Origin of the sequence: Methylorubrum sp. Q1 (assembly GCF_004683995.1) — a bacterium.
Classification (GTDB): domain Bacteria; phylum Pseudomonadota; class Alphaproteobacteria; order Rhizobiales; family Beijerinckiaceae; genus Methylobacterium.
In genome coordinates, this window is sequence record NZ_SRHQ01000018.1 from 1 (window position 1) to 13,881 (window position 13,881).

12 protein-coding genes and 1 pseudogene are annotated in these 13,881 nt (G+C 72.3%); 10 read left to right on the forward strand and 3 right to left on the reverse strand.

Annotated elements, in window-relative coordinates:
• Positions 1-277: 277 nt before the first annotated feature.
• Positions 278-1,126: a helix-turn-helix domain-containing protein gene (locus E4V01_RS17085; RefSeq protein WP_245517592.1), complete on the reverse strand. Its 849-nt coding sequence runs from the start codon at positions 1,124-1,126 to the stop codon at positions 278-280.
• Between the two features lie 153 nt (positions 1,127-1,279).
• Here E4V01_RS17085 and pobA point away from each other — a divergent pair, with 153 nt between their 5' ends.
• From pobA to pcaD, 7 genes and pseudogenes are all read left to right on the forward strand, one after another.
• Complete coding sequence (pobA, locus tag E4V01_RS17090) at positions 1,280-2,524, forward strand: 4-hydroxybenzoate 3-monooxygenase (RefSeq protein ID WP_135299167.1); 1,245 nt, start codon at positions 1,280-1,282, stop codon at positions 2,522-2,524.
• Positions 2,521-3,096, forward strand: a pseudogene (locus E4V01_RS17095) (MFS transporter); the annotation flags it as partial. The gene pobA and the pseudogene E4V01_RS17095, both read left to right, overlap by 4 nt.
• Positions 3,097-3,171: 75 nt before the next feature.
• Positions 3,172-3,879 (forward strand): protocatechuate 3,4-dioxygenase subunit beta, encoded by a 708-nt coding sequence (pcaH, locus tag E4V01_RS17100; RefSeq protein ID WP_135299169.1) that lies wholly within the window; start codon positions 3,172-3,174, stop codon positions 3,877-3,879.
• Position 3,880: 1 nt separating this feature from the next.
• On the forward strand, positions 3,881-4,594 hold the full coding sequence (gene pcaG / locus E4V01_RS17105) for a protocatechuate 3,4-dioxygenase subunit alpha (protein ID WP_135299170.1): 714 nt from the start codon (positions 3,881-3,883) through the stop codon (positions 4,592-4,594).
• Positions 4,595-4,676: 82 nt separating this feature from the next.
• The gene (locus tag E4V01_RS17110; RefSeq protein WP_135299171.1) at positions 4,677-5,510 is read left to right on the forward strand and encodes a 3-keto-5-aminohexanoate cleavage protein; all 834 of its coding nucleotides are present in this window, start codon (positions 4,677-4,679) and stop codon (positions 5,508-5,510) included.
• A 2-nt stretch (positions 5,511-5,512) separates the two neighbouring features.
• Positions 5,513-6,871 (forward strand): lyase family protein, encoded by a 1,359-nt coding sequence (locus E4V01_RS17115; RefSeq protein WP_135299172.1) that lies wholly within the window; start codon positions 5,513-5,515, stop codon positions 6,869-6,871.
• A gap of 28 nt (positions 6,872-6,899) precedes the next feature.
• Complete coding sequence (gene pcaD, locus E4V01_RS17120; RefSeq protein WP_060771142.1) at positions 6,900-8,087, forward strand: 3-oxoadipate enol-lactonase; 1,188 nt, start codon at positions 6,900-6,902, stop codon at positions 8,085-8,087.
• Positions 8,088-8,177: 90 nt separating this feature from the next.
• Here pcaD and E4V01_RS17125 read toward each other — a convergent pair whose 3' ends face one another.
• Both E4V01_RS17125 and E4V01_RS17130 read right to left on the reverse strand, forming a co-directional pair.
• On the reverse strand, positions 8,178-8,651 hold the full coding sequence (locus E4V01_RS17125) for a MarR family winged helix-turn-helix transcriptional regulator (protein ID WP_201026749.1): 474 nt from the start codon (positions 8,649-8,651) through the stop codon (positions 8,178-8,180).
• 105 nt (positions 8,652-8,756) lie between these two features.
• Positions 8,757-9,668: a helix-turn-helix domain-containing protein gene (locus E4V01_RS17130; RefSeq protein WP_135299173.1), complete on the reverse strand. Its 912-nt coding sequence runs from the start codon at positions 9,666-9,668 to the stop codon at positions 8,757-8,759.
• Between the two features lie 352 nt (positions 9,669-10,020).
• On the opposite strand from E4V01_RS17130, the gene E4V01_RS17135 reads away from it, so the two are divergent.
• The 3 genes from E4V01_RS17135 to E4V01_RS17145 all read left to right on the forward strand — a co-directional run bounded on the left by E4V01_RS17135 (position 10,021) and on the right by E4V01_RS17145 (position 13,747).
• The gene (locus E4V01_RS17135; protein WP_060771144.1) at positions 10,021-11,103 is read left to right on the forward strand and encodes an aromatic ring-hydroxylating dioxygenase subunit alpha; all 1,083 of its coding nucleotides are present in this window, start codon (positions 10,021-10,023) and stop codon (positions 11,101-11,103) included.
• 53 nt (positions 11,104-11,156) lie between these two features.
• A complete protein-coding gene (locus E4V01_RS17140; protein ID WP_135299174.1) occupies positions 11,157-12,125 on the forward strand; it encodes a PDR/VanB family oxidoreductase in 969 nt (322 codons plus the stop codon).
• A gap of 179 nt (positions 12,126-12,304) precedes the next feature.
• Complete coding sequence (locus tag E4V01_RS17145; protein ID WP_135299175.1) at positions 12,305-13,747, forward strand: aldehyde dehydrogenase; 1,443 nt, start codon at positions 12,305-12,307, stop codon at positions 13,745-13,747.
• Positions 13,748-13,881 lie beyond the last annotated feature (134 nt).

A 13,881-nucleotide genomic window follows, 5' to 3' on the forward strand; every position in this document is an offset into this window, starting at 1 on the left:
CGAACCAGTCGAACCGCCTCGATCTTGAACGCACGTCCGAACTTGCGACGCTGCATGGAGCACCTCCGGCTTCACCATCACACCTAAACCGGGTGTCCGTGAAACCGGCAGCAGGCCACTCCTTCAGGGTTCAGGATGCCCGAAAAACCTGCACTCGACGCGGACCAGTTGGCTGGGGCAGGGTCAGGAGAACGTCGGTCGGGCAGCCATATCGAATCCGTCTTCACTGGGTCTGTACAGGACGCGCGGAGAATCACCTGACCCAGCCGCCGCTGCCTCAGGCGGCACGACGGAATGCGGAGGGGCTCGATCCCGTGACGCGCGAGAAGTAGCGCGAGAAATACGCCGGGTCGTGGAAGCCGAGGTCGTAGGCGATCTCCGCCACCGGCAGGTCGGAGTAGCGCAGGGAGCGCTTGGCCTCCAGGATGACCCGGTCGGCGATGAGCTGGCCCGGCGTCGCGCCGGCCACAGCCCGGCAGGCGACGCGCAGACGCCCGACCGTGGTGCCGATCCGGTTGCAGTACTGCTCCAGGCTGAGGCCGGCGCGGTAATGCTCCTCGATCGCCGCGCGGAAGCGGGCGACGATCCTTGCATGGGCGGCCAAGCGCGTGGGACCATCGGCCGCCCGCGCGTCGGCAAGGCGCGCCAGTTCGACAAGGAGCAGGGTGAGATGCGCTTTCAGGGCGGCCCGCCGGGCCGGGGCCGCGCTGGCCCGCTCGCGGTCCAGCCCGTCGAGCGCCGCATCGAGGTGCGCGGTTCCGTCCAGAGCGAGGCAGCGCACCCCCTCGAACAGGGCCGCAAAGGCGCGCTCGTCCCGCCCGAGCCCGCGCAGGACCGCGTCCGAGACGGTGAGGACGCGGCCGGTGCTGCCCGCCTCGTAGACGAAACCGTGCACCACGCCCGCCGGGACGACCAGCGCACAGGGTGCCGCGAAGGCGGTCTCCTCGCCCTCGGCCGTGACGGTGCCGCGGCCGTACCGGATGCAGAACACTTGGTGCAGGTCGGCATGGGCGTGCGGCCGGATCCGCCAGGCCGCCGGGCGGCTGCGATCGTCCAGGTCTTCGAGGTGTAGAAACCCGTCATCCGCAGTCTGCGGTGGCTCGCCGTAAAGGAAATACCGGGGCACGACAGGTTTCGGCATCGGGCACGCGGCCTTTCGATAAACGCTACAAAAGTACAAGAGAAACGCCGCCGCCTCCATACCCGCGCGGCGTCGGCATCGGCAAGATCCTGCACAAGCCGGCGCGGATCGACCGTCACGGATCAGGGAGGGCCGGCCATGCGCACGCAGGTCGCGATCGTCGGTGCCGGGCCGGCCGGGATGGTCTTGGCGCATCTGCTGCACGCGGCCGGCATCGCCAGCGTCGTGGTGGAGCGCCGCACGCGCGACTACGTCGAGGGCCGCGTGCGCGCCGGCGTGCTGGAGCAGGGCACCGTGGACGTGCTCGCGCGGCTCGGCCTCGACGGGCGCCTGCGCAGCGAGGGCCTCGTCCACACGGGCGCCAACCTCGCGGTGGACGGCGCGAGCTTCCGCATCGACATGGCCGCGCTGACCGGCGCCGCGGTCACGGTCTACGGCCAGCAGGAGGTGATGCGCGACCTCTTCGATGCGGGCGAGGCGCGGGGCCTCGCGGTGGTGTACGAGGCCCAGGACCTGCGCCTGCACGATCTCGACGGCGCCGCCCCGAGCCTGACCTACCGCACGCCCGAGGGCCCGCAGCACCTCGTCTGCGACTACGTTGCGGGCTGCGACGGCTTCCACGGCACCTCCCGCCGGTCGATCCCGGCGGACGTGCTGAGAACCTTCGAGCGGATCTACCCCTTCGGCTGGCTCGGCATCCTCACGGACGTGCCTCCCGCCGCGCACGAACTCGTCTACGCGAGTCACGCCAACGGCTTTGCGCTCGCCAGCATGCGCTCGGCGACACGCAGCCGCTACTACATCCAGTGCGGCATCGACGAGCGTCCGGAGGACTGGCCGGACACACGTTTCTGGGACGAACTCTGCTTGCGCCTCGGCCCCGGCACCGCGGGCGGGATCGTGCGCGGCCCCGCCTTCGAGAAGAGCATTGCGCCCCTGCGCAGTTTCGTCGGCGAGCCGATGCGCTGGGGCCGGCTGTTCCTGGCCGGGGATGCCGCCCACATCGTGCCGCCCACCGGCGCCAAGGGCCTCAACCTCGCCGTCTCGGACGTGGTGATGCTGGCCGAGGCGCTGGAGGCCTTCTACGCCCACGGCACGAGTTCGGGTCTCGACGGCTACTCGGCGCGGGCGCTGGCGCGGGTGTGGAAGGCGGAGCGGTTCTCGTGGTGGTTCACCCGCCTGATGCACCGCTTCCCCGAGGAGACCGGCTTCGACCGGCGTATGCAGTTGGCGGAGCTCGCCTATCTCGGCACCTCGCGCGCCGCCCAGACGGTGCTGGCCGAGAACTATGTCGGCCTGCCGCTCGATCCTCCCCCCGTCTCGACCTCTGTTGCGGCCTCTCTCTCGGCCCCGAGCGCGAACCTGCGCGGGATGTGCCCATGAGCCACGAGAGCGCCGCCGGGATCCTCGATGTCCCCGCCCCGATCGACGCCCGCCCGATCGGCGCGGCGCAGATCCTGACCTTTCTCCTCTGCTTCCTCGTGGTGCTCCTCGACGGGTTCGACACCGCGGCCATCGGCTACATCGCGCCCTCGCTGGTGACCGAGTGGGGCGTGGGCCGCGCCGCGCTCGCCCCGGTGCTGAGCGCCGCCCTGATCGGCCTCGCGATGGGTGCGCTGGCAGCGGGGCCGCTGGCTGACCGCTACGGGCGCAAGGCGGTGCTGGTCGCGGCGGTGGTCGAACTCGGCGTGGCCTGCCTTGCTTCCGCCTTCGCGGCCGATCTCCCGCAACTCGCGGCCCTGCGCTTCCTCACCGGGCTCGGCCTCGGGGCGGCGATGCCGAACGCCGTGACGTTGACGAGCGAGTACGGCCCGGTCCGGCGCCGGGCGCTGCTCACCAACATGATGTTCTCGGGCTTCCCCCTCGGCGCGGCGCTCGGCGGCTTCCTCGCCGCCTGGATGATCCCGACGCTGGGGTGGCGCAGCGTGCTCCTGCTCGGCGGCGCCGCCGCCCTCGGCCACTGACCGGCGGCGCGGGTCGCCTCACCGGCCGCCCGCGCCGCCCAGCCCTCACGCGACCGGAGGATTTCGATGTCCGATGCCACGTTCGACCACCCGCAGGATGCGGGCCAGCCGCCCTCGCTGTTCCCCGCCTACCGCGCGACCGTGCTGCGCAGCCCGCGCGAGCCGCTGGTGCGGATCCCCCACACGCTCACCGAGACCACCGGGCCGGCCGGGACCTGGGAGGCCCTGATGGGCCCGGCCATCGCCGACCTGACCCGCCACGACCGGGGGCCGGGCGTGGCGATCGGTCAGCGCATCGTGGTCACCGGCCGCGTTCTCGACGAGGCGGCGCGGCCCGTGCCCGACACGGTGGTCGAGGTCTGGCAGGCCAACGCCGCCGGCCGCTACATCCACCGACGCGATCAGTGGGACGCGCCGCTCGATCCGAACTTCACCGGTACCGGCCGGGTCGTCACCGATGCGCAGGGGCGCTACCGCTTCACCACGATCCGGCCCGGAGCCTATCCCTGGGGCAACCACCGCAACGCCTGGCGCCCGGCCCATATCCACCTGTCCCTGCTCGGGCCGGCCTTCGCCACCCGGCTGGTGACGCAGCTCTACTTCCCCGACGACCCGCTCATCGAGATCGACCCGATCGCCAATGCCGTGCCGATGCCCTACCGCAACCGCCTCGTCGCGCGCTTCGACATCGACACGACGCAGCCGGATTACGCCCTCGGCTACATCTTCGACATCGTGCTGCGCGGGCGCGACGCCACGCCGTGGGAGCATTGAGATGACCGACGCCCTCGAAGCCCTGCCCCGCAACGCCGCTCCCCGCGCCGACAACCAGGATCCGGCCCTGTTCGGCCAGACGCCCTCGCAGACGGTTGGCCCGTTCTTCCATTACGGCCTGCCCTGGAAGGGGGGCGCCGACCTCGTCGGCGCTTCCGACATCGGCGCGCGCCTCGACCTGTTTCCGGAGGAGCACGACGTCCTCCACCTCGCCCCCCCGCGCGGGCCGGTGACGGGCGAGATCGTCTCCGTCGTCGGTACGGTGCGGGACGGGGCAGGCGAGCCGGTCACCGACGCGATGATCGAGATCTGGGGTGCCAACGCTGCCGGCCGCTACCACGGCGCCGCCGACACCCGGGCGGAGATCCCCCTCGATCCGGGATTCATCGGCTTCGGGCGGGCGGCGGTCGATGCCGCGGGCGGCTTCCGCTTCCTCACCCTGCGGCCGGGCCGTGTGCCGGTCGCGGTCGAGAGCAACCGCTGGCAGGCGCCCCATCTCGCCATCGGGGTCTTCGGCCGCGGCCTGCTGAAGCGGCTCGCCACACGGATGTACTTCGCCGACGGGACCGACAACGACGCGGACCCGATCCTCGCCCTGGTGCCGGAGGCGCGCCGCCGCACGCTCATCGCCCCGCGCATCGCCGAGGCACCGCCGACCTATCGGTTCGACATCGTGCTGTCCGGGGCGGACGAGACCGTGTTCTTCGCGCTGTGAGGCGGGAGACGCGTCATGGGGCGGGAGTGGTGAGGCGAGAGCCTGAGGCAAGGTCGTGAGGCAAGGTCGTGAGGCAAGAGAGATGAGCAGCAATTCCGTCGTCGTCGCGGTGGCGATCACCGGCTCGGTGCCGCGCAAGGCCGACAACCCGGCCGTGCCGATTGCGGTCGCCGAGCAGATCGAATCGACCCATCAGGCCTTCGAGGCCGGCGCGACGCTGGCCCATATCCACGTCCGCAACGACGACGAGACTCCCTCGTCCGATCCGGACCGGTTCGCCGCCGTGCAGGAGGGGCTGCGCCGCCACTGCCCCGGGATGATCGTGCAGTTCTCCACCGGCGGGCGCGGGCGCGACCCGGCGAGCCGCGGGCTGTCGCTCCGGCACCGGCCCGACATGGCCTCGCTCTCGACCGGTTCGGTCAACTTCCCGAGCATCGTCTACGAGAACCACACCACCCTGGTGACCGATCTGGCGACGCAGATGAAGGGCTACGGCGTGCGGCCCGAGATCGAGATCTTCGATCTCTCGCACATCCATGGGGCCGGGCGCCTGATCGCGGCCGGGCTGATGGACCCGCACCCCCACGTGCAGTTCGTGATGGGTGTGCAGAACGCGATGCCGGCCGAGGAGCGCCTGCTCGACCTGCTGCTCGGCGAGACCCGCCGGGTCATCCCCGGGGCGACCTGGACGGCGGCCGGGATCGGCCGCAGCCAAGCGGTGGTGATGGACTGGGCGCTGGCGCGCGGGGCGGACGCGGTGCGCACCGGACTCGAGGACAACATCCGGGTCACGAAGGACCGGCTGGCGGCGAGCAACGCCGAGCTCGTCGGGCTCGCGGTCGAGGCCGTGCAGCGGCACGGCCGGCGTCCGGCGACGCCCGCCGAGGCCCGCGCCGCCCTCCGGCTCGCGGCCTGAGGATGAGCTTCTCTGCCCTCGATTCGGGCCTGCTTGGGCCACTTTTCGCGAGCGCGGCGATGCGCGAGGCCTTCTCGGACGCGGCGCGCCTCGCCGGAATGCTGCGGGCCGAGGCGGCGCTCGCCCGGGCCGAGGCAGAGGTCGGCCTCGCGCCGGCGGCCCTCGCCGACGCCATCGCGGCGATCGCGCCGGAGACGCTCGATATCGAAGCGCTGGCGGCCGGCACCGCGCTGGCGGGGGTGCCGGTGATCCCGTTCGTCGCGGCCGTGCGCAAGCGCCTGCCGCCCGAGCTGGAGCCGGCCTTCCACAAGGGCGCCACCACCCAGGACATCGCCGACACCGCCCTCGTCCTGCAGATGCGGTCGGGGTTCGACCTGATCGCGGCCGAGAGCGAGGCCGTTGTCGCCGGGCTCGTGTGCCTCGCCACGGAGCACCGCGCCACCCCCTGCGTCGGCCGCACCTACGGCCAGCACGCCGCGCCGATCTGCTTCGGCTACAAGGCGGCGACCTGGGCGCTCGGCCTTGCGGAGGTCACCGACCAACTGCCGGGCCTCCGGGCGCGCGTGCTCACCGCCTCGCTCGGCGGTCCCGTTGGCACGCTCGGCGCTCTCGGCGGGCAGGCCGAGGCCGTGGCCACCGCCTATGCCCGGCATCTCGGCCTCGGCCCCGAGACGGTCGCCTGGCACACCCGCCGCGCCCGCATCGCCGAGGCCGGAGGCTGGCTCGCCCGCCTTCTCGGGGCGCTGGCGAAATGCGCGGGCGACATCGCCCATCTCGCCTCGACGGAGGTGGCGGAGGTGTCCGAGCCCTTCGTGCCCGGCCGGGGCGGCTCCTCGGCGATGCCGCACAAGCGCAACCCCGTCTCCGCCACCGTCATCCTGGCCGCCTTCGGGGCCGCCAAGGGCCATGCGGGTACGCTCCTCGACACGATGGCCGCCGCTCACGAGCGGCCGGCCGGCGCTTGGCATGCCGAGTGGCATGCCCTGCCCCAGCTCTTCGGTCTCGCCTCCGGGGCGTTGCGCGAGGCGCGGGCGGTGGCAGAGGGGCTCGTCGTCGATCCCGGGCGGATGCGCCGCAACCTCGATCTCACGCGGGGCCTGCTCTTCGCCGATGCCGCGGCTGCGGCCTGCGCGCGCCGCTGCGGCGGCGCGGCGGCGCACGCCCTGGTGGAGCGCGCCTGCGCCGAGGTGCACGCTTCCGGCCGCGACCTGCAGACCGTGCTCGCGGCGATGCCGGAGGCGCAGGGCATCGATCTCGGCGCCGCCTTCGACCTCACGCACCCCGTCGCCGCCGCAGCGGCGGCCACCGACCGTGCGCTCGCACAGATCGCGGCGCGCGCGAATTCGACGGCATCGCAATGATCCTGCCGAGACGGAGCCTCGACCCCGCATGCCCCTGATCCGCATCAACGATATCGACCTGACCTACGAGTTCTCTGGCCCGAGCGGCGCGCCGGTCCTCGTCCTTTCGAACTCGCTTGGCACGACGCTGGCGATGTGGGACGGCGTGGCCAAGCGGCTGCGCGGGCGCTACCGGATCCTGCGCTACGACACTCGCGGGCACGGCGGCTCCGCGACCCGCGACGCCGAGACCCGGATCGAAGATCTCGCCGCCGACCTGCTCGGTCTGCTCGACGCCCTGGGCATCGCACGGGCGCATCTCGCCGGCCTGTCGCTCGGTGGCATGACCGTCCAGGCCGCCGCGGCCGCCGCGCCCGAGCGGGTCCTGAGCCTCACCCTGATGGCGACCTCGGCCCACCTGCCGAGCCCCGAGAGCTGGGGCGAGCGGGCCGCCACCGTGCGGGCGCAGGGCACTGCGGCGATCGTCGAGGCGACACTCGGGCGCTGGTTCACCCCCGGCTTCTCGGCGCAGGCGCCAGCCGCCGTCGCGGCGATCCGCGAGGCCTTCGTGGCCTGCGATCCGGTCGGCTACGCCGTGTGCTGCGGGGCGATCGGCCGGATGGACCTCCGGCCGGTGCTCGGCCGCATCGGGGCGCCGACCCTCGTCATCGCCGGGCGCGACGACCCGGCGACGCCGCCCGCGATGGCCGAGGCGATCTGTGCGGGCATCCCGCAGGCGGAGCTGGTCCTGTTACCGCGCGCCGCTCATCTCCTCGCCGTCGAGCACCCGGAGGCGACGGCCGCCCATCTCGGCGCCTTCCTCGACCGGCAGCGCGGCGACCGTGCCGCCACCGGCGCCGTGCCCTTCGCGGAGGGGCTGGAGAATCGCAAGGCCGTGCTGGGCACGGCCCATGTCGAGCGCTCCCTGGCGGCGGCCGGGCGCTTTGCCGGACCCTGGCAGGACTTCATCACCCGCACGGCCTGGGGCGAGATCTGGGGCGATCCGCGCCTGCCCTGGAAGACGCGTTCCCTGGTGACCCTCGCCCTGATGGCGGCGCTGGGGCGGGAGGAGGAGTTCAAGCTCCATATCCGTCCGGCGCTCGCCAACGGACTCGACCTCGACGAGTTGCAGGCCCTGCTCCTGCAGACGGCGATCTATGCCGGAGTCCCGGCCGCCAACGGTGCCTTCCGCTGGGTGCGGGACACGCTGGGCGAGGCCGCCGATGCCGGCCCCTGAGGCCGGGGCAGGAACCCGCGCCGCCCGGCGCAGATGCGCGCCGCCGGGCGGGTCGCGGTCCGGCGCCGCGTGGGAGCGCGGGTGCAGGGCTCAGGCATCCTTGCTACCGATGCGGCGCAGGAGCGCGATCAGCTGGGCGCACTCCGCCGCATCGAGTTCGGCGAGCAGCGTCGCCTCGTGGGCGTGCAGCTGCCGCCGCACCTCCGCGAAGACCGCCTGTCCCTCGGGGGTCAGGTCGAGGACGAAGGCGCGGCGATCGGCCTCGTCGGCGCGGCGCGAGATCCAGCCCTTCTCGATCAGCTCGTTCACCAGCACGACCATGTTGGCGCGGTGGATGCCGAGCACGCGGCCGATCGCCCCTTGGTTGATGCCGGGATTGGCCTCGACGACCGACAGGATGCCGAACAGCACCTGCCGCATGCCGCTGCCTTCGATGACGCGGGCAAAGTCGTTCCGCACGGCCGTGCTGGCCCGCCGGAGATGGTAGCCCACAAGGTCCTCGATCGCGCCGAGCCGCGGCTGGAGATCCGCCGGGGCAATAACCAGTTCTGTCGCTTTCGCCACGCGGAGCCTCCCGAACCGGCGTGGCTTAACGAGACGGGCAGCAGGGTTCAAGCGGACGCCGACGCGCGCCGGGCCGGATACCGCACGCGCAGGGGCTGGGGCGCCTCAGGCAGAGGGGCCCGCCGGGCGATTCCGCTTGCGGTAGGCAGCCGGACTGATCCCCGCGCGCTGGGCGAAGAAGCGCGAGAAATAGGCCGGGTCGTTGAAGCCGAGATCGAACGCGATCTTCGAGATCGGCAGCGCGGTGTAGATCAGGGCGCGCTGAGCCTCGAGCATCTGGCGCTCGTGCAGCACCGACTGCGGCGGCTTACCCACGACCTGTGTGCAGGCCGCGTGAAGGCGGTCGGGGCTGACCCCGAGATCGGCCGCGAAGCGGGCGACCGGCCAGTTCTGCCGGAGATTGGCCTCGAGCAGCCGGCGGAAGCGTCGGTAGAGCCCGGCCCGCGCCGCCGCGGCGGGCTCGGTGAAGGCACGCAGGGCGTGCGTGCGTACGACGCCGACGAGCAGAAGCTTGACCAGCGCCGCCACGGCGCTGAACGAGCCCGGCTGCGCGCCGCCGACCTCGCGCCGCAGGCCCTCGAACAGCGAGACCACGTTCATGTCGATCTCGTCGGGCGCGCCTGGGGGGCCGCTGAACACCGCCGCGGCTGTCGCGTCGAGGCGCGCGGCCTCGTGGTCGTGGGTGATGACGGAGCCCAGGAAGTCGTCGGAGAGGGAGAGGACGACCCCCTCTGTCTCCGGCCGGAACGAAAAGGCGTGCACCGTGCCGGCGGGGATCCAGAGCAGCCAGGGCGCCCGGAAGCGGTCGTTGCCCGCGTCGATTCGGACCTGGCCGCCGCCCTCCGTAACCATGAGAGCCTGGGTCAGGTGGTCGTGGCGGTGGGCGGCGATCTCCCAGTCGTGCAGGCGCGCGCTCGGCCCGATCCGCTCGGCGTGCACGAAATTCGGCGCGGCGGCCTCCGCCACCTCGCCGTAGAGGCGGAAGACGGGAATCGCGCGCGTGTGGTCCGGCTGCATCGCTGGTCCTGGCCTCCCCATGGCGCGGGCGTCGCGGCGCCCAAATTCGTCCAAGTCTTTCTTGGCGGCGTGCAGGAATCCGGAATTCCGGATCTGTAGGCTCCATTGCTAGAGTGAACTTGTTCTCGGCCGGGATCTACGCCCCGGGAGCCGGAACACAGAACACGAACCGGATACACTTCGGGAGGAGATCGCCCCGCCGGCCGGCACGCGCGAGCGGCCGGATCGCGTCCGGGGCGGCCCGTGCCGCGACGGCAGGGGCGCGACCGCCGCGGGACCCCGCGTCCCGCCCGGCCGCGGTCTGCCGCGCGGCCCCTCCGCCCGGCGACGCGATGGCAGCAAGGAGGGCCTGATGACTGCGCCGAAGCCGTTCCCGATGAACGCATGGTACGCCGCGGCCTGGGATTACGAGATCAAGCGCGCGCTGACCCCGCGCCGGATCTGCGACACCCCGGTGGTGCTCTACCGCCGCGGCGACGGCGGCGTCGCCGCGCTGGAGGACGCCTGCTGGCACCGCCTTCTGCCGCTGTCGCTCGGCCATCTCCGGGGAGACGAGGTGGTGTGCGGCTATCACGGTCTGGTCTTCAACCCGGCCGGGCGCTGCACCTTCATGCCGGCGCAGGAGACCATCAATCCCTCGGCCTGCGTCCGCGCCTTCCCTGTCGTCGAGAAGTACCGGCTGATCTGGGTCTGGATGGGCGACCCGGCGCTTGCCGACCCCGCGACGGTGCCGGATTTCCACTGGAACAGCGACGCGCCGTGGGTCGGCGAGGGCGGGACCTATTACGGCCTGAAATGCGATTACCGGCTGGTGGTCGACAACCTTATGGACCTCACGCACGAGACCTACGTCCATGCCGGCTCGATCGGCGACGAGGCCATCACCCGCAACCCCTTCGACGTCACCCATGCCGGCCGCAAGGCCGTGGTGGAGCGCTGGATGGAAGGCATCGAGCCCCCGCCGTTCTGGGCTCGGATGCTCGGCCGCCCCGGCCCCGTGGACCGCTGGCAGATCATCCATTTCGAGGCGCCCGGCATCGTGGCGGGCGATGTCGGCGTGGCTCCGGCCGGGACCGGCGCGCGGACGGGCGACCGCTCGCAAGGCGTGAACGGCTTCTTCCTGGCAGCGATCACGCCCGAGACCGAGACGAGCTGCCACTATTTCTGGAACTTCGTCCGCAACTTCCGCACCGACGACCAGTCCCTCACCAAGACGCTCAACCTCGCCCATGTCAACGACGGCAACGGCGTCTACGATCAGGACTTCGCCGTGCTGGAGGCGCAGCAGCGGGCGATCGACCGCAACCCGCGCCAGCCCTTCTACAACCTGAACATCGATGCCGGCGCGCTCTGGGCCCGCCGCCTGATCGACACGATGCTGGCGGCCGAGCAGGGCGGCCCGGCCGGGGACCCGCCGCGCCTCGCGGCCGAGTAGGGCTGGCCTTCCGCGGCGCGCAGACGCCGCCGGAGGAGGAGAGGGAGTGGGACATGCACGCGAGACCCGAATGGCAGGGCGCCCGGCTCAGGGAGATCCGCGATCTGACGCCGGACATCCGCCTATTCACGATCGAACCCGAGCGCTTCGAGCGCCCGTCGCCGGGCAGCAACATCGCGATCGGCGTCCGGATCGGGGAACGGCCCGACACGCGGCGCTACTCTCTCGTCGGACTCGCGGCGGACGGGCTCTACCGGATCGCCGTCAAACGCCTGCCCGACAGCCGCGGCGGCTCCGCCTACCTTCACGGCCTGGCGCCCGGCGCGCGGCTGACGATCTCGGCGCCGGCAAACCACTTCCCGCTCAACCGGGGACGCCCGGACTACCTCCTGGTCGCGGGCGGGATCGGCATCACGCCGATCTACGGCATGGCGGTGGCGCTCGCCGAGGCGGGCGCGCCCGTCCGCGTTCTCTACACGGCGCGCGCCGCAGCGGACCTCGCCTTCGCCGACAGCCTGCGCGAACACCTCGGCGCGCGGCTCCAGATCGTCCTCGGCGAGCGGGGCGAGCGGATCGACCTCGCCGCCGAGATCGCCCGCCTCGCCTCAGGGGGCGAACTCTACATCTGCGGCCCGATCGGCCTGCGCGAGGCCGCCCAGCGCGCCTGGGCGGCGAGCGGCCGGCCCATCGACGGCCTGCGCTTCGAGACCTTCGGCAGCAGCGGTCGCTATCCCGCGGAGCCGTTCCGGGTCCGCATCCCGCGCCTTAGCCGGGAGATTCTCGTGCCGCACAACCAGAGCCTGCTGGACGCCCTGGAGGCGGCCGGGATCGCGGTGATCTCAGATTGCCGCCGCGGCGAGTGCGGCCTCTGCGCCGTGAAGGTCCTCGACCTCGCGGGCCGGCTCGACCACCGCGACGTCTTCCTCAGCGACGCCCAGAAGGACACGAACGCGCAGATCTGCACCTGCGTCTCGCGGGTGGCGGGCGGCAACCTCAGTATCGATATCGCCGACCGGAGCTGACTGTACCGATCGACTGCGAACCGGCACGCCGAGCACCTGGAATTACAATCTAGAAGCGCTGTCGCAAAAAGGCATTGAAGACATCGGGACGGGATGGACTACGGACGACTTTGCTCTTGTCCGCCGTCGCCATTATGTTATGTCTCATAACAAGAGTTGAGAATCACCGGGAGGAAGCCATGCTGGACACCAGCACGGAGCCGGGCGTCGCGCCCGCGGATACGTCGTACCTGGAGCGGCGCAACCCGCTGACCGGCGCGGTCGCGACCCGGATGCCCGCCCACGACGTGGACGCCGCCCGTGCGGTCGCCGACGCGGCCGAGGCCGCCCTGCCGGTCTGGTCCGAACTCGGGCCGACGGCCCGGCGCACCGTGCTGCTGCGGGCGGCTGAGTGCCTGACGGCGCGAGCCGACGCCTTCGTGGCGGCGATGACGGCGGAGATCGGGGCGACCGAGGGCTGGGCCCGGTTCAACCTCCAGCTCGCCGCCGCCATGACCCGGGAGGCGGCGGCGCTGACCACGCAGATCGGCGGCGAGGTGATCCCCTCCGACAAGCCGGGCTGCCTCGCCATGAGCGTGCGGGAGCCCGCTGGCGTCGTCCTCGGCATCGCGCCCTGGAATGCCCCGATCATCCTGGGCGTGCGCGCCGTGGCGGTGCCGCTCGCCTGCGGCAACACGGCAATCCTGAAGGCCTCCGAACAGTGCCCGCGCACCCACGCGCTGATCGTCGAAGCCTTCCGGGAGGCCGGTCTGCCGGACGGCGCGCTCGGTTTCGTGGCGAACCGGCCTGAGGCGGCCGGCGCCGCCGTCGGCGCGCTGATCGACCACCCGGCCGTGCGCCGCATCAACTTCACCGGCTCCACGTCGGTCGGGCGGGTCATCGCCCGGCGGGCGGCCGAGCACCTGAAGCCGGTGCTGCTGGAACTCGGGGGCAAGGCCCCGCTCCTCGTCTTGGAGGATGCCGACCTCGATGAGGCCGTGAAGGCCGCGGCCTTCGGCGCCTTCATGAACCAGGGCCAGATCTGCATGTCGACCGAGCGCATCATCGTGCTCGACGCAGTGGCCGACGAATTCGCCGAGCGCTTCCGCGCCAAGGCCGCCGCGCTCAGCGTCGGCGATCCCCGGGAGGGCAGGGCGCCCCTCGGCGCGGTCGTCGACCTGAAGACGGTCGATCACGTGCGGGGCCTTGTGGAGGATGCGGTGGCGGACGGCGCGACGCTGCTGACCGGTGGGGCGGCCGACGGCGTGCTGATGCCCGCCCATGTCGTCGACCGGGTGACGCCCACCATGCGGCTGTTCCGCGAGGAGACCTTCGGCCCGGTGGTGGCGCTCGTGCGGGCCCGTGATGAGGCGGAGGCGATCGCGCTCGCCAACGACACCGAATACGGCCTCTCGGCCTCGATCTTCACCCGCGACGCTGCGCGGGGCCTGCGCGTAGCGCGGCGGATCAAGTCCGGCATCTGCCACATCAACGGGCCGACCGTGCACGACGAGGCCCAGATGCCGTTCGGCGGCGTCAAGGCCTCCGGCTACGGCCGTTTCGGCGGTCGGGCCGGTATCGACGCCTTCACGGAGCTGCGCTGGATCACGGTCGAGACCCAGCCCGGCCATTTTCCGATCTGACGGAGGCGCGCGATGAACCGTCTCACCGGACGCTGCGCGGCCGAACGGCTCGCGCTCGCGGCTGGCGCCGCCGCGGCGCAGGAAGCCGGCGCCGGCCGCCGCGCCGGGGCCGCACGACGGGATACGCCGGACCC